This is a genomic window from Mesorhizobium sp. M0701 (genome assembly GCF_040320365.1).
Classification (GTDB): Bacteria; Pseudomonadota; Alphaproteobacteria; order Rhizobiales; family Rhizobiaceae; genus Mesorhizobium.
In genome coordinates this window covers 1-15180 of record NZ_JAMYPO010000080.1, presented here as the reverse complement: position 1 = coordinate 15180, position 15180 = coordinate 1, and the positions used below count along the sequence as shown (strand labels likewise).

Sequence of the window (15180 nt, the reverse complement as noted above, 5' to 3'; positions counted from 1 at the left end):
CCTTCATCTGCGGTAAATCGCGAAAGGGGCGCTTCCTGCTTAAGCGGAAGACCCGAGGCGACCGCATGCGGGTGAAGCTCAAGGACATCAAGGCGGAGCTGCGGCGTCGGATGCATTGGCCCATCCCCGAACAGGGGAAGTGGCTGAGGCAGGTCGTGACAGGTCATTTCGCCTATTATGCGGTCCCGACGAATGGCGGGGCGCTCTCGGCGTTCCGGCACCATGTGACCGATCTCTGGCGGCGGACGCTTCGGCGGCGCAGCCAACGAGACGGCTTCACCTGGGCCCGCATGACGAAGCTGACCGACGACTGGCTCCCCAAACCACGCATCCTTCACCCGTGGCCCAATGCGCGCTTCGCCGTCAGCCACCCAAGGTAGGAGCCGAGTGCTCGAATCGGGCTCGCTCGGATCTGAGCGGGGGGGCGCCCAGTAATGGGCGTCCCTACCGCGATAGTGCACGTTTTCAAATTAAGCGCACAGCTAACCAACTGAAATGATTGACATGCGATTCTCATAATTAACTGCAAAGGGACATCCCCAGAAATGAGTATTGACTTCGATCTCCGATCTCAGCGCCGGCAACTGACCAAGGCATAGCGGGCTCGTAACGATAAGGACGGTTCTCGCCATTTGAGGACCGCAACGCGTTGGCGAGTCTAGTCTGAGCGATCAAGCCCGCGCTCTGGACGAGGTCCCATCCTCACAGAATGTTCGCCCACCGGGCCAAACGTGACGCAACGGAACGGATGGTTCACCCGTAAGGTCTTGGGGAGATTGCGAAAGGAGACCAGCATATGACCTGCGAACGAGACGTCGGCACGTTCGAAGAGCCCGTGACCGTTTTGCTGTCCTCGGGCAAAGTCAGTGTTTCGAGCACCCGCGAAGCCGCCGAAATGCTGCTTTACCGCTGGCCCATTGGAGAAACCGGGCGCCGCATCCAGGCTCGCATGGCGTGCATGAAGGTGCTCGGCGGCGGCAGCGCACCGGAGGTAGCGCGCGTGGCATTTCTCAACGCCGCCAAGGAAGCGAAAATCCTGACTGCTTGACATCTCGTCAACGCGTGCCCCACCACTGTCCATCGTGCATCACTCTTGCAGCGGCCATTACATTTGTGCAAACATCGTGCGTCGATCATGCGGAGACGCCGAATGCTTGCGCGAGAAGGCTGGAGCCGCGGATCTGCACTCTACGTCGACCCGCGAGTTGACGCGCTCTGTGGCGAATTCCACGTAGAGATCGTCCCCAAGGGCCGCTATCCGAAAGGAAGGCCAGACGCGCGCCGTCGGCTCCATGCGCCGGCTGATCGACAATCATGGCGCTGAGCATGCACGGTTGGTCCTGTGTGTCCTGGCTGAGGGCCGCGGCGAACCACGCGCTCACCGAAGAAAGCAGCCTGACGGCCGTCTCTGACTTGCTGCTGGCCGGTCCGGACCTAGTGGAGCAGGGCATGGCCGCCGTGCTCGAGGTTTTCGACGCGATCCCGCTCGGCGCATACATGGCGATCGTCAATGAGCTGCGCGGCCGCGTTCAACAGGGGCATGCGCTAGCTGGGATCCTTACCGGCGCCTCCGGGAGAGCTCGCTAACGCAAAGGAGACTATTCGGTCCCGGATGGCCAAGGCGGACGCCAGCGAGGCTGAAAAGGGCCGGCAGGGCTTCACCAAGCGCCAGCGCAGCCGCGAGGAACTGATCGCACTCGGCAAGAGGATGCTCGCGGTCAAGGCGTCAGTGCCTCATGGCGAGTTCGGACCATGGCTGCGCGATCAGCCTATCACGTACGATTTGGCTTTGCAGGCGATGCGGCTGGCCCGCGGCTGCTGACTAGAAGCGATCGGCCGAACCAAAGAAGAGGCGCTCCCTTGTTTCGCGCCGTATCCCCATCTAGCCTGCACTATTGTCAGTTGAGGTGACGGGTATGAAACAGAATCAGGTTGGCATTCAGCGATCATTCGCAAGCAACGCATTGGCCATCGGGCCTTTGATATCGAGCATATCTCTGGCAGGGTGCACTACAGTCTCAAATAGCGGTGCGGATGGTCGACGCCGCCGTCCGGCACCTATACGGATATTGTCGTTGTGACGGTCACCTTTTGAGATAGGCGCATGGAGCCGACGCTTGCTGGGGATTGCCCAGGCCCGGCACGATGCTCCGCCCGACCCCCTACTCGTGCCGGGCACACTCCTCCGGCTCGTTAGTCACTGCTCTCAAGCGGCTCCCCTATCTCGAAGACGCTCCCGCGTGCTGAGCAGGCGGTTGATCAATTGACAAGCAGCGTGTGATCGTAAGGTTTCGCCAGCAGTGGTCCTCCATCGCACCAGCCTCCCGCATCGGCTGCGGCGTCCGATACCCTGACGTGAGGATCACCTTCACGCAAGGAGATCGGTGGGCGTATCCGGGCGGGCGCGTTGCGCAAGTCTATTTCGCGCCAAAAGGGGCGAGGGATGTCCTAGATTAGACTGGACCAGGCGCATAAGCGTCGGAGGCGTAGCCGTCGAAAACGAACTCGTGTTTGAGGTTCCGGTCCGCGGAACAGCAGTTATCCAGAAATGGAACTGACTTTGAACTGTTTCGCTTGCCCGGTTGACAATCGAGGGGTCCCGTTCGGCGATCACCAAGCCTTTAAACTGCACGAGCTGTAAGCCCGTCCGTAAAGCACCCTTACGTTTAGTCGTAATACACGACACGGTCCCGTCCTTCCGACTTGGCGCGGAAGAGCGCCAGATCGGCCGCCTTGATGAGGTCATTTGGCGTGTGGTTCTCATCAGGCACCATGGTTGCAGCACCGACGCTGATTGTCACCCGCTCAGAACCGTGTGGAATGCTCAAGGCTCGCACGCTCTGCACGAGCCGCTCGGCCATAGCGCCCGACTGCGCCTGCAAAATATCGACCACCACCACGACGAACTCTTCGCCGCCGTAGCGCGCCGCGAGATCGGTCGAGCGGTTGCAACTGCTTTGGATTACACTGGCGACCTGCTTCAGCACCTCGTCGCCTGCCATGTGGCCATAGGTGTCGTTGTAGCGCTTGAAGTGATCGGCATCGATCATAAACAACGACAGCGGGCTCTTCGTGCGGACCGCGCGCTTCCATTCCGCCGCGAGATATTCATCGAAGTAGCGCCGGTTTCCCAGACCTGTGAGACCGTCAATCCGTGTGAGACGTTCCAGCTCGAGATTCGCGCGCATTAATTGCCGCTGGCTTTCTCGCAGGGCCCTGTATGCCTCCTCTCGCTGAACGTGGTCAAGATAGGCCCGGGAGTGATAACGGACACGAGCGACCAACTCGATACGGTCCGGCAGTTTGACCAAATAGTCGTTCGCTCCGGCCTCGAATGCCTCGCCCTTGATGGCCGGATCTTCTTTACTTGACAGCACGATGACGGGGACAGAATGCGTCGAGGAATTCTTTCGGTATTGCCGTACCAAGTCCAGCCCATCAACGCCCGGCATGACAAGATCCTGCAGGATGACCGTTGGCTTCACTTCGTCGGCAACTGTAGTCGCTTTGAGCGGATCGGTGCAGAAGTGGAAATCTATGTCCGGCTGGTTTGCGAGCGCGCGCCGGACCGCTTCACAGATCATTATCTGGTCGTCCACCAGCAGAACCATTGACGAGTAATTGTCTGCCAGGGGTGAGACGAGATTGGATTTGCCCGTCATAGAATAACCTTTCAGCAAGATGGGCCGCACGCCTCGATTAGGCGCGGGGCGATTGAGTCAAGCGGTAGGATCTCGACAGCGGCACCGATGGCAGCGGCGGCTTTGGGCATCCCATAGACCGCACTCGACGCGCTGTCTTGAGCGATTGTCAAATGCCCTTTGTCGCGTAGCAGCTTGAGCCCTTGGGCACCATCTCTACCCATGCCCGTGAGCAAGACACCGATCACGACACCCGGCCACCACTGCGCGGCGCTCTCAAGGAATACATCTACGGAGGGACGGTAGACGTTGTCGTGCGGCTTCGGGGTATAGCCGAGCTTGTGGGCTGACTTGAAGACGAGATGATCAGCCGTGGCCGCAATTAGAACGGTGCCGGCCTCGGGCTCATCTCCTTCGCGTGCCGGACGGATTGGAAGTGCCGCATGCTGGCCGAGCCAGTTTGCAAAACCGGGTACGAACTGCGCATCGAGATGCTGTACGAGAACTATTGCGGCCGTGAAATTGCTCGGAAATGCGCCGAGGATCGCGGCAACAGCTGCGGGCCCGCCCGCAGACGCGCCGATGGCAATAAGGTGCTGTGCCGATGACACAGACGGGGGCAATGTCCGTGTGCCCCAATTTGAAGACGGCGCGTCACGTACGAGTTTGCTGATCGTCGTTATCTTCTTGATGAGAAGCTGTGCGGACCGTCCGGACCTCGGGCCGTCAGAGCCGATCGAGGGGATGTCGACCGCGTCAAGCGCGCCATACCCCATTGCTTCATAGACACCAGGAATGTTGGCCTCAATGCTCGCCGTGACCAGCAGAATCAGGCATGGCGTCTTCGCCATGATCCTGCGCGTAGCCTCGACGCCATCCATTTCCGGCATCACCAGGTCCATGAGGATCAGGTCCGGGAGGTCTCGTTGGCAGGCCTCTACTGCCTCACGCCCGTTAACGGCGATCCAGGCCACCTGATGTTCCGGGGTTGATACAACCAATCGCCGCAGAAGCTCGACCGCAAGAGGCATATCGTTGACGATAGCGATCCTCATTGATGGATACACACGCTGCGCCTCATTCTGTCGCCTGGCCGATCAGGTCGACGACTGCATGGAGCAGTGTCTCGTCGTGGAAACTCCCTTTAGTCAGGTAGTAGTCCGCGCCGGCGTCCAGACCTCGCCTGCGATCGTCTTCGCGATCTTTGTACGACACGATCATGATCGGGGTGTTCCCGAGCCGGCTGTCCTTCTTCATCAAGGTCACCAGTTCGATGCCGTCCATGCGCGGCATATCAACATCGGTGATAACAAGATCGAATGGTTCAGACCGTATGGCGTTCCATCCATCCATACCATCAATCGCCACCTCGACCTCATAGCCGTTATTGTCCAGCAGCTTGCGTTCGAGCTCACGTACCGTCAAAGAATCGTCAACCACCAGAACGCGCTTGCGCCGCCTAAGATCGGGGCTGGTAGTCCCACGCCGCAAGGTGCGTAGGCCGCCGGATGACGCGAGCTTGTCTACTGATCGGATCAGATCGTCGACATCAACGATAAGCACGGGCGAACCATCTTCCATCAACGCCGCCGCGCTGATGTCCTTGACCTTGGCAAAGCGAGGATCTAGCGGCCGGACCACCAACTCGCGCTCGCCCAGGAAGCGGTCGACAATCAACCCGTGGGTTTCACCGTGATCACCATTAATCAGAACGACTGAAAGTTCATCGGCGTCTGCTTGCGGCTCAGCGCGGTCAAGAACCTCGTGCGCGGTGACTAGTCCGATCTGTCGATCCTCGAAGCGGAAATGCGGCCGGCCTTCGAGCAGTTCGATGCGCGTGCGCGGCAACTTTATCGTGCTGGCGATGCCTGCGAGCGGGAAGGCGTATGGCTCTCCGTCAATGTCGACGAGCAGCGTGCGGAGCACCGACAAGGTCAACGGCAGCTGTAGTTGAAATCGGGTTCCGAAGCCGAACTCTGAGGAGACGGTTGCGAGGCCTCGGACCTGCTTGGTCATCGCCTGTACGGCATCGAGCCCCACGCCGCGTCCGGAGATGTTGCTAACCGTCGCTTTCATCGAAAAGCCTGGCAGAAACAGAAATTCGAGCAATTCCGCTTCGGCAAGTCTGCCGACGGTCTCCTCTGTCGTCAGGCCGCGCGCCACGATCGTCTCGCGCAGCTTGTTCAGATCGATTCCCCTTCCGTCGTCCGCGACGATTATCTGCAGCAGGCCCGCATTGTGCCGTGCTTCGAGCCTGATGACACCTTCTTCAGATTTGCCGGCTGCTATACGTTCGTCGGTCGTTTCGAGCCCATGGTCGACAGCATTGCGGAGGAGATGGCCGAGTGGTGCCTCGAGTTGGTCCAGGATGTCGCGATCGATGCCAGTTGAGCCCCCGACGATGTCTAACCGCACGTTCTTCCCCAAGGTTCGGCCAAGGTCGCGCACCGTCCTCGAATAGTGCCGGACGCCATCCTCGAACGGGCGCATGCGACTCGCCAGCGTTTCGTCATAGAGTCGGTTCGCAAGGTCAGTGGCTCTGCGGTCAATCGAGTCCAATTCGTCAAGGCGCTCTGCGAGGAACGTCTGGCTCAGCCGAAGTTTTTGCAGCGCCTCTGCCAGTGCTTGCACCGCCCGATCGTCCTTAGGAATCTCGGCCAGTGCGTCGCCTAGCACGTCGAAGGCAATGGCCAGATCCGACTGAATCCGTTTCAGTCGAAGTAGGCCGCCCGTAAACGGCCTGAGGCGACGAGCCTCCATCAGGGACTCACCGGCAAGCCCTAGTAAGCGGTTTAGACTATCGGCCGTTACCCGCACCATACGGTCGGAACCGACGCCGCCATAAGGTTGAAGAAGTGGTTCCGATCGAGCGAGGACGCTCGTTTCCTTCGCCGAAGAGGCCCACGGCGCCTCCTGCGGGGCAGCATTTGAGCCGGCGAGCTCCGTCTCTGATGCTGTCGATGGGGAGGATGCCTGCTCAAGCGCCAGCAGAAAACCGGCTATTTCCAGTTTGGCGCTCTCATCGGCCGAGGCAGGCTCACTCGCTATGGATCCGAGGAGATCGACGCCTTTCAAAAGTGTATCGATGTGCTCGCGACTCAGGCTGAGACGCCCCCGCTGTGCGGCGACCAGGCACTCTTCCATCGCGTGCGCAACTTCCACCGCCGGCGTCAGATCGACGATCCGGGCCGCCCCCTTCAGCGAATGGGCAGCCCGCATGCAAGCGTCGAGACTCTGGGCGGACACGGGATCGCGTTCGAGCGCTAGCAGACCGGACGTCAGGGCCTGCGACTGCGTCTCCAATTCGGCCCGAAAGAGGTCGAGCATCGAAAATTGGCTGTAGTCCGCGCCGCTCATGCGATAGCTCGATCGAGCATGGCCAGCAGCAGCGCCTCGTCCAGACAACCGACCGCGCCCCTTCGCCACGAGACCATGGCTGCCGTCATGGTCGAGGACGCCTTGCCAACGGTAGCAGGCACGGCAAGCCGGTCGCTCTGTTTGAATCGATAAATGCCGTGCATTTCGTCCACAGCAAAAGCAACGCGCTTGTCGCTGTTGCCGACGACGATAAGACGCGGAAATGCCTTGGTCCGCGTGTCCTGTACCCGCGTTTTGCGGTCGTCTACTCCGAGCAGTTTGGCCAACGAAACGCAAACCAGCAATTCGCCTCGAACATTGACGATGCCGAGAACCGCACTGTTCCTGCGGTGTGGCAGCGAATGAATGCTACGCAGCTCGGCCACTTCTTGGAAGCAGCCAACCGGAAGCGCCAGCCATTCCTCGCCGAGACGAAAGACAACGACCGTCTGAAATGCACTGCCCTCGGCATTCCCAACTGCTTCATCGGTCCTTGCCTGGGCAAAATGTCGGGCCCACTCGTCCCGATAGCCGGGCGGCAGCGGACGGTTCAGGAGGTTCCGTGCGATTTCCTTATAGGTCGGGCAGTTCCGGCAGTGGAGATGCTGCTCCAGTTCAGGGCACGATCTGTCACCACGAACGCCTATTTGCCGCCAGCAGTCGCCGATGGCGATGTCCGGCACCGATGATGCGCTACCGGGCTCAGCTGACGTCAAGTGCCGCTCCTTTTCCCAATCCGACCGAGCCGCCCGGTGAGTGCCTCGGCACCGGTGATGTCACCCTGCTTGCGAAGCAGCAGCGCAAGATGCGCGAGGGCTTCTTGATGGCGGGGTTCGAGATAGAGGGCCTTGCGATAGTTCTGGATCGCCTCGGAACGCGCATCTTCTGCATCCTGAGCTAGCCCGAGCAGATAGAAGATTTCCGGCGAGGGACCGTATTCCCCGAGATGCGTCAGCGCGAGTTCCTTTGCTTCCGCAACTCGTCCGGCATTGGCGGTGCGTTCTACAGAAGCGAGGCTTTGGGCCGCCCGCTCAGACGGGTGGACGGAGCGCTCCACTTTCGCTGCATTGCTGGAGGCCGGCCGGATCGGGCTCAGCACTTTGCTGACGTCAGAGATAGGAGCAGGGGTGGCCGGACCGAAGCGCGACTTGGAGGGGGCAACCGTCCGGGGCGCCTTGGCCGGCTCCACGTTCGTGAACGCAAATGCCATGGGTAATCGCGCTGAAGCAAAGCCGTGCAGAATCGGAAGGCCTGATTCCGCTGGACCGACGAGCAGCAGGCCATCTGGCGCGAGGAGGGTCTTCAGACAAACCAGCGCGCGATCTTGCAGGTTTCGGTTGAAATAGATCAGCAGGTTGCGGCAAAAAATAATGTCGTACGGTGCCGGCCCATACGAGGCCGCAGGATCAAACAGGTTGCCAAGCCTGAACCGGACTTGCTTCAGGACCCGCACCTCAGGCCGTAGTCCGCCTTCGGCCGCTTCGAGATAGCGCCCTCTGAATTCGAGAAAATCGCCGCGAAATGAGTTGCGCCCGTAGACCGCGCGCTCCGCGGCCGCGAGATTGCCCGTGCTCACGTCGACAGCGTCAATCTTGAAATCCTGTGCTCCGAAACCAGCATCGAACATGGCCATCGCCATCGAATAGGGCTCTTCGCCTGTCGAACATGGTAGGCTCAAGAGCATTATGGGTTGACCCGGCCGCATGCGCGCCCGTGCATGACGCGTCATTGCAGTGAAAGCTTCACGATCTCGGAAGAACCATGTCTCCGGTACGACAACCGCGTTGATCAGTTCCTGGAGCTCGGATGGGGAGCCAGCCAGCAATTGCCAATAATCTTGAAGCCCGCTGATCTGGCAGGCTGACATCCGCTCCCGGAGCGCGTGACGGATCACCGACAGACCGACAGTGCCGCTGTCCAGTCCAATCTTTTCCCTCAGTAGCTGTTCGACCGCACCAAACATCATGAACTCATCGCGACCTGACGGAACAGCGTTTCGCGAATGTCGTCCGATAGCAGCGCTTCGGCCCTGACCCACTGGACAAGTCCTCTATCGTCGGACGCCACGGGGCCCAAGTAGGGCGGAGTTCCCGCCTCCATCCCGGACGGCGCGAAGTCAGAAGGATCCCGCTCGAGCATATCGGTCGCTCGTTCAGCAACAAGCGCAAGCAGGTGGTTCTCACCATCCTTGGTTGGATAGCGTATCAGAACGATTCGTGTGCTCAGCACCAGCGCCGAGGGGCGGCCAAGCGCAAGCAGGCTGAGATCGATCATGGGAACGGGTAAGCCCCGGCAGTTGATTAGGCCTACCACGCCGTTCGGCGCGCCCGGCAGCGTTCTCACGCCGATGTAAGGCAGGATCTCTTCAACCTGCTCCATGTCCAGCACATACCGGTCGCTACCTATACAGAACCCGAGGAATAGCATAGTCGTCCTAGCTCGCAGGCACCTCTCGCAGCGCCCGCAGTTTGAAACGGGAAATGCTGCTGCGTAACCCGCCCGAAACCTGATTGAGTTCGTCGATCGCGAGCGTGGATTGCTGGAGGGATTCAACCGTTTGCTGAGCGGCTTCGCTCAATTGTATCAGCGTCTCACTGATCTGCGCTGCGCCCGTTGCCTGGGCCTGCATTCCTTCATTGGCGACTTCGAAGCGTGGCACCAAGCCCTGGACCTGCTGAATAATCTCGTAGAGTTGGCCGCCGACCTGCTGCACATCTTGCATGCCACGTCGGACCTCCTCGGAGAATTTGTCCATGCCCATGACGCCGGCTGCGACGGCGGATTGAATTTCCTTGACCATCTGCTCGATGTCGTATGTCGAGACGGCGGTTTGGTCGGCAAGCCGCCGGATCTCCGTTGCCACGACCGCAAAGCCTCGCCCATATTGGCCCGCCTTCTCAGCCTCGATTGCGGCGTTTAGCGAAAGAAGGTTGGTCTGGTCGGCAACCTTGGTGATCGTGGTCACCACCTGATTGATATTGCCGGCCTTCTCGCTCAGGATCGCAAGTTTGGAATTAATCGCGGTGGCGGCTTCCATGACGTGCTGCATGGTTGCCTCCATGCGTGCCAGCCCTGCTTGTCCGCCGGTGGCGAGCATGGCGGTTTGCTCGGCGACCGCAGAAACTTCGCTCATCGTTCGTACGAGCTCATTGGAGGTTGCCGAGATTTCCTTCGCGGTCGCTCGGATTTCGGTCGTAGTGGCAGCGATCTCATTTGCGGTTGCCTGCTGTTCCTTTGAGGTGGCGGCCACCTCGGTTATCGATGTGTTGACTTGAATGCTGGATTTCTGAACCTGGCCTATCAGCGTGGTGAGATCATCGGCCATGGTGTTGAAGCCCTCAGCCAGCGTGTCAAACTCGTCCTTGCGCTTCAAATCGAGGCGCCCGCTGAAGTCGCCCAGGCGCATTACACGGACGAGATCGACCAATCGGCCAAGCGGGACACTAACGGCACGGAATAGAAGATAGCCGCACAAAAGGGCCAAACCGAGTGCTACGAGGAACCCGGCAATCAGGCCCAACTTCGCTGTGCGGACGATCGAACCTATCTTTTGGGTCGAGCTGTTTGCCTCTCCTCTATGGTCCTCGACCATGGCTTGCAGAGCCGATTGCAATTTCCGAAAGATCGGCTCCACATTGTTCTTGATGGCCGGGCGCTCGTTGGGGATCTCTCCCTTCGCCAACGCGGCACGACTGGCATCCAGTACGGCGGCTTCGGCTTGGCGGAATTGATCGGCGAGGTCCTTGACGACAGCGTAGTTCTGCTTGTCCAAATCGGACTCAATGGTCTCTTCATACTCGTCCATCGACCGTTGCAGGGCGTCGCGGTTCGCCTTGATGGTAGCCTCGAAAGCCCGCTTGTCGGCAGGATTGTCCTGAAGAGCATATTCCTGGAGAAGACTATGGGCATCCATCTGTCCCATCATGATCTGGGTGCTGTGATAGAGGTCCGGAAGAGTTTCCTTTTCCACGCTGGTCGCTTCTTGCTCCGTCTGGAGAAACCAAACGTATGTAATGATGGCCATAACCGACATGACAACCAGAACGGCCGCGAAACTGGCGAGTATGCGGCGGCGTATCGTCAAGCTGTTCATCGGGCTCAGTTCCGCCAGGGGCGCTAATTGATTTGTTGGCACGACTAGCCCAGCACCGCGTTGCGACTATGCCGAACAGGCGAGATTCATTCGAATCGCGGAATCTAATGTTGGAAACGTTTCTTTTCCGTTCACGTCGCGCCCACAAGCCGCCTGCGAACGGCATGTACGCGTCCAAACCAATGGCCGATCGCATCGGCCGCAACTGGAAAGTATCTCCAACATCGAGCGTGGCAAGCAACTCCCTCCATTGAAACGCTCGTGAGTCGCGCGTGTTCTCAGCGACGGATTGCTTCGAAGGCCTGGCAAGGGGGCGCGCTGTTTCGCGCGAGAGCGCACATAGCTCCAGGTGGAACTCCTGGAAGCGCCGTGCAATTGGCGCCTAGGCTTGTCAAAGTGGAGCGCGTGCAGGTGAGGCCTGCTTGCCGTGCACGCTTTGCCCGCGGCTATGGCCGTTAGCCTACCCACGAGGGCGAAACACTCGCAAAGTCAATCATTGAGACTGGAAACGCTAACCCGATACGCGACTGGCGCCGCCGGTTGAAGATAGGGCCAGCGACCAGCAGCGTGCTCGCCGAGTGCGGCCGCGGGAGCTTGTGCCGGCCGCGCCAAGGAGCGGATATATCAAATGGAGCGAAATTCTTAGCCATTCCTTCATCCATCTTTTCGTTAAATACCCCATGGAAATGGGGCGCATTATATCGAGGCGGTTGGTTCGGTGTTTGCGACGAGGCGTCGGGACGAGCGGCAACGTTGCTACTATTTTTGCCCTATCTTTGCCGATTGTCGTCGGCGCAGCGGGTCTCGGTATCGAGACCTCCTACTGGTATTTTAGCAGCCTGAAATTACAGGCGGTGGCGGATGCGGCAGCCTATGCTGGCGCTTTGGAAAAGGTTTCGGGATCTGACAAGCCAACGATAGTCGCCGCCGCGACACTGTCAGCGACGACGAACGGCTGGGACCCGTCAACAGGCACAATCGAAATCTTCACGCCCCCGTCCTCTGGCCCGAATGTCGCCCAAAAGGCCGTCGAGGTCATCGTTCATCAGACCCTCGATCGGTTTTTCACATCGATATTCACGCAAAACGCGATCGGCGCACGGGCAAGAGCGGTGGCTTTTATCACTGACGCCTCAAAGGCCTGCGCTTTGTCGCTCAATCGTTCCGCCCCGAGAGCGGCGCTGTTTTCCGGCAGTTCGACCATAAAAATGACGGGCTGCTCCGTGATGTCCAATTCCATTGCCGCCGATGCGATCAAGCTTCAGGGATCGGCAAACCTTCAGGCCGACTGCCTGATATCGGCCGGCGGTGTTTCGTTGAACAACCCTGTGACGACTGTTTGCGCCAGCCCGATAACCCAGGCCTTACCCGCTGGTGATCCCTTTGGCGACCTGCCGGCGCCACCAGCCACAACCCCCTGTCAAAACTCGAAATTGTCGACCCTGAACCCCGGGACATACTGCAGCGGGCTGAGCTTGAGCGGCAATGTTGCGCTCGCGCCCGGCGTGTACGTCATTCAAGGCGGTGATTTCAAAGCGAACGCGAACGCCAATGTTTCCGGCACCGGAGTCATCATCTATCTGGCCGGCAGCTCCGGCGTCACCATGAACGGCAACGCCACCGTCAAACTTAGTGCACCCACGTCGGGCACGTATTCCGGTGTCCTGTTTTACGGCGACAGAGGTAACCTGACGGGATCGAACACGTTCAACGGCACGGCGGATTCGCTTTTGACCGGCGCTCTGTATTTTCCAACCCAGGACGTCAACTATCTCGGCAATTTTTCTGGCAAGGGTGGTTGCACGCAGGTCGTCGCCGGTACCTTGCAGTGGTCCGGCAACACGAGCATCAGCCAGGATTGCACGAGCCTCGGAATGCGTAATATTCCGGCGACGCAATCCGTTCGGCTTGTGGAGTAATCTTCGTGGAACGGTTATCAGCCCGGATCTTCCGGAGCGATTCGGGTGTTGCTGCGGTAGAGTTTGCGCTGATTGTGCCGATCCTTTGCCTGGTACTTCTTGGCGTCATTAACGGCTGGTCTTTTGTATCAAGCGCGCTGTCGATGCGTGCAGGCGTCAAAACGGCGGCGAACTTCGTGATGCAAGGCGCAGCCGACGACGCGGCTACCCAAGCCGTCGCCCTTTCGAGCTGGGATAATCATCCCGATGACGCGCAGGTGACGCTGAGCCGGAAATATATGTGCGGGATCACCGTGGTCGATCCATCTGTCCTGTGCGACAGTTTGAAAGCTCCCGCGGTTTTCGTTGTAATACAGGCGACAACCACCTGGTTGGCGAGTTTTCCCTCTCGCGCGAGCTCAGCCACCAACAGGTGATTCGTGTTCGCTAAAGGGAGAGCCTTCATACGTGGGGCATCAGGCGGAGCTGCATTGGAGTTCGCGCTGATCGCGCCTATTCTGATAACGCTTTTGATCGGCATCTTCGCATTCGGCTGGGCTCTGAATGCCATGTCGAGTGTTCGCTACACGCTGGAAACGTCCTCACGTGCGCTGCAAATGAAGAACTCGCTGACCGAAGCCGAGATAAAAGCGATAGCCACGGCAAAATTGCTGAGTTTGGGATTAAGCGATGTCGATATAACAATAGCAATCGACGCCCCCAGCGGCGGCTTTCGAATGGCCCATCTGACCGCCAAATATGCGTTCGTGATCGAATTCCCGTATTTCGACCGGTATCCGATTAATTATGCGACAACCGTCACGGTTCCTTTGATTGGAACATAAGGTTCATTCTAGTCGGACGCCGCAGCTAGTTCTCCATCAAAAAACCTGCAGCGAAGCTCTTCCTTGCCGCAAGGTGCTTCACGCGGGCTTTGGTCCCCGGCTTGACCCATTGGGGTCGCCGGCGGCCTTGGCAAGCCCTTTGGTAGGAGGCCGGCATGCTCCTGAAACGTACTTCCACAACCGATCCCGCATGTCACGCCGCCTCTGACGATAACGCTATGTTCATCAGCCAAGCTCAATTATCTGGCAGACCAAAAGCTACACGAAGCGACAGACGCCGGGAATTAGGCGAAATGGCTGAAGACGAACAGAGGCGCCAACGCAGGCAGCGCGTCTTCAAGGGCGCAACAATCCTGACCGGCATGACCCATTCCGAGGTCACGTGCACGGTGCGCAACATGCATGCCGGCGGCGCCGAACTGAAGGCCTCGATCGACGCTCGCGTCCCCGACGAATTCCTGCTCTATGTGCCGACCGACGGCATCGCCTACAAGGCGGTGGTTCGTTGGCGTCGCGAAGACCGCATCGGCGTCATGTTCACCGGCACCGAGCCAAAGCCGCACTGGCACTACGGCTAAATCCCCTGAACCACACCTCGTAGCCGTATGCTGGGCGGTGATGACCCCCGTCCTTTGGACGCCTTGTTCCTCCTCCAGAATTCTTCGACTTAGGTGGCCGACAACCATTCTGGCGCCGACTGACTGCTCGCTTCCATTATCGGTTTGCCGACCATCGTTGGAGATTTCAGAATAGCTACTGCTCTCGCCCTCTCCACCGTCCTGATGGTTTAAACAGTGCTCGTGCATTTCGAGACGGTCCGAGTCGTCGCGAGGATGCGGCGCTGGTGGGGTCGGTCTGCTCTGTGGAACTGCTCGCATTCATCACGCCTGCGTTTGTCGCGCACCTGCTCGGTATTGGGCAGGGGAATAAAGGGCGCTGTTCCGCCACCAAGCAGAAAACCGGCCTTCCCCTTGCTTCGGCCTGCGGCCTGCAGCACCGACAAGGCACCCGCTAGCGGGTGCCGCCGTCATCTTTTCATGCCGTCGCGAATCGTCACGTTATCGGTCCGAAAGGTGATGGTTTTGGTCCGTCGAGACGACAGCGACATTCGCCTGACTGGGAACGACAGGGTCAGAGTGCCTGTCATATCAGGGAACGTCGTGCAATTTGTCGGCCAGCCCACAAAGTTCCAAAAAAACGGACCGTTCGCTTTGAGGTTGAGTTGCGCCTTAGTGCTTCTCTTGTGATCTTCCTCAGCGTCCGCTGTTTTGACAGGGAGCGCATTGGTCATTCGGCCCATCGCGCTTTTCTGCGGCCCGCCGTTTCGCCCGACATCATGGAACGAT

Annotated in this window: 15 protein-coding genes and 1 pseudogene; 8 read left to right on the top strand and 8 right to left on the bottom strand. The window is 59.2% G+C overall.

Annotated features, from left to right (window positions below; translation table 11 throughout):
- The 4 genes and pseudogenes from NKI24_RS34845 to NKI24_RS34830 all read left to right on the top strand — a co-directional run.
- Positions 1–380, top strand: a pseudogene (locus NKI24_RS34845) (group II intron reverse transcriptase/maturase); the annotation flags it as partial.
- A 416-nt stretch (positions 381–796) separates the two neighbouring features.
- A complete protein-coding gene (locus tag NKI24_RS34840) occupies positions 797–1048 on the top strand; it encodes a DUF982 domain-containing protein (RefSeq protein ID WP_023722956.1) in 252 nt (83 codons plus the stop codon).
- A gap of 266 nt (positions 1049–1314) precedes the next feature.
- Positions 1315–1587: a PDZ domain-containing protein gene (locus tag NKI24_RS34835; protein WP_352466277.1), complete on the top strand. Its 273-nt coding sequence runs from the start codon at positions 1315–1317 to the stop codon at positions 1585–1587.
- A gap of 25 nt (positions 1588–1612) precedes the next feature.
- Positions 1613–1822: a hypothetical protein gene (locus tag NKI24_RS34830; RefSeq protein ID WP_352466276.1), complete on the top strand. Its 210-nt coding sequence runs from the start codon at positions 1613–1615 to the stop codon at positions 1820–1822.
- An 844-nt stretch (positions 1823–2666) separates the two neighbouring features.
- Here the strand turns inward: NKI24_RS34830 and NKI24_RS34825 are convergent.
- Genes NKI24_RS34825 through NKI24_RS34795 form a run of 7 tightly spaced genes read right to left on the bottom strand, consistent with a single transcriptional unit; the run spans position 2667 to position 11091 of the window.
- Positions 2667–3662 (bottom strand): diguanylate cyclase, encoded by a 996-nt coding sequence (locus NKI24_RS34825; RefSeq protein ID WP_352469268.1) that lies wholly within the window; start codon positions 3660–3662, stop codon positions 2667–2669.
- An 11-nt stretch (positions 3663–3673) separates the two neighbouring features.
- Entirely contained in the window at positions 3674–4696 is a 1023-nt protein-coding gene (locus tag NKI24_RS34820) for a chemotaxis response regulator protein-glutamate methylesterase (protein WP_352750695.1), read from the bottom strand.
- A 22-nt stretch (positions 4697–4718) separates the two neighbouring features.
- Positions 4719–6998, bottom strand: a complete 2280-nt coding sequence (locus NKI24_RS34815; RefSeq protein ID WP_352469270.1) for a hybrid sensor histidine kinase/response regulator — start codon at positions 6996–6998, stop codon at positions 4719–4721.
- Complete coding sequence (locus tag NKI24_RS34810; protein WP_352469271.1) at positions 6995–7714, bottom strand: chemotaxis protein CheW; 720 nt, start codon at positions 7712–7714, stop codon at positions 6995–6997. Before NKI24_RS34810 ends, NKI24_RS34815 begins: the two co-directional genes overlap by 4 nt.
- Entirely contained in the window at positions 7711–8964 is a 1254-nt protein-coding gene (locus NKI24_RS34805) for a CheR family methyltransferase (protein ID WP_352469272.1), read from the bottom strand. Before NKI24_RS34805 ends, NKI24_RS34810 begins: the two co-directional genes overlap by 4 nt.
- On the bottom strand, positions 8961–9425 hold the full coding sequence (locus NKI24_RS34800) for a chemotaxis protein CheW (protein ID WP_352469273.1): 465 nt from the start codon (positions 9423–9425) through the stop codon (positions 8961–8963). The genes NKI24_RS34805 and NKI24_RS34800 overlap by 4 nt, the downstream gene beginning before the upstream one ends.
- A gap of 7 nt (positions 9426–9432) precedes the next feature.
- Positions 9433–11091: a methyl-accepting chemotaxis protein gene (locus NKI24_RS34795; RefSeq protein WP_352750692.1), complete on the bottom strand. Its 1659-nt coding sequence runs from the start codon at positions 11089–11091 to the stop codon at positions 9433–9435.
- 596 nt (positions 11092–11687) lie between these two features.
- On the opposite strand from NKI24_RS34795, the gene NKI24_RS34790 reads away from it, so the two are divergent.
- The 4 genes from NKI24_RS34790 to NKI24_RS34775 all read left to right on the top strand — a co-directional run bounded on the left by NKI24_RS34790 (position 11688) and on the right by NKI24_RS34775 (position 14412).
- Positions 11688–13010, top strand: coding sequence for a pilus assembly protein TadG-related protein (locus NKI24_RS34790; protein WP_352750690.1), 1323 nt, complete (start codon positions 11688–11690; stop codon positions 13008–13010).
- A gap of 5 nt (positions 13011–13015) precedes the next feature.
- Entirely contained in the window at positions 13016–13426 is a 411-nt protein-coding gene (locus tag NKI24_RS34785; protein WP_352750688.1) for a TadE/TadG family type IV pilus assembly protein, read from the top strand.
- A 54-nt stretch (positions 13427–13480) separates the two neighbouring features.
- Positions 13481–13834 carry a TadE/TadG family type IV pilus assembly protein gene (locus NKI24_RS34780; protein WP_352642990.1) on the top strand — a complete coding sequence of 118 codons (354 nt, stop codon included), beginning with the start codon at positions 13481–13483 and terminating at the stop codon, positions 13832–13834.
- Positions 13835–14127: 293 nt separating this feature from the next.
- The gene (locus tag NKI24_RS34775; protein WP_023680838.1) at positions 14128–14412 is read left to right on the top strand and encodes a PilZ domain-containing protein; all 285 of its coding nucleotides are present in this window, start codon (positions 14128–14130) and stop codon (positions 14410–14412) included.
- A gap of 449 nt (positions 14413–14861) precedes the next feature.
- Here NKI24_RS34775 and NKI24_RS34770 read toward each other — a convergent pair.
- Positions 14862–15180 (bottom strand): hypothetical protein (locus tag NKI24_RS34770; protein WP_352750686.1); only part of this gene is annotated, 319 nt, incomplete at its 5' end.

Bases quoted from the DNA above. Each gene is read 5' to 3' on its own strand.
- NKI24_RS34840 (WP_023722956.1), top strand. From the start codon at position 797: ATGACCTGCGAACGAGACGTCGGCACGTTCGAAGAGCCCGTGACCGTT.
- NKI24_RS34835 (WP_352466277.1), top strand. From the start codon at position 1,315: ATGGCGCTGAGCATGCACGGTTGGTCCTGTGTGTCCTGGCTGAGGGCC.
- NKI24_RS34830 (WP_352466276.1), top strand. From the start codon at position 1,613: ATGGCCAAGGCGGACGCCAGCGAGGCTGAAAAGGGCCGGCAGGGCTTC.
- NKI24_RS34825 (WP_352469268.1), bottom strand. From the start codon at position 3,662: ATGACGGGCAAATCCAATCTCGTCTCACCCCTGGCAGACAATTACTCG.
- NKI24_RS34820 (WP_352750695.1), bottom strand. From the start codon at position 4,696: ATGAGGATCGCTATCGTCAACGATATGCCTCTTGCGGTCGAGCTTCTG.
- NKI24_RS34815 (WP_352469270.1), bottom strand. From the start codon at position 6,998: ATGAGCGGCGCGGACTACAGCCAATTTTCGATGCTCGACCTCTTTCGG.
- NKI24_RS34805 (WP_352469272.1), bottom strand. From the start codon at position 8,964: ATGATGTTTGGTGCGGTCGAACAGCTACTGAGGGAAAAGATTGGACTG.
- NKI24_RS34800 (WP_352469273.1), bottom strand. From the start codon at position 9,425: ATGCTATTCCTCGGGTTCTGTATAGGTAGCGACCGGTATGTGCTGGAC.
- NKI24_RS34795 (WP_352750692.1), bottom strand. From the start codon at position 11,091: ATGAACAGCTTGACGATACGCCGCCGCATACTCGCCAGTTTCGCGGCC.
- NKI24_RS34775 (WP_023680838.1), top strand. From the start codon at position 14,128: ATGGCTGAAGACGAACAGAGGCGCCAACGCAGGCAGCGCGTCTTCAAG.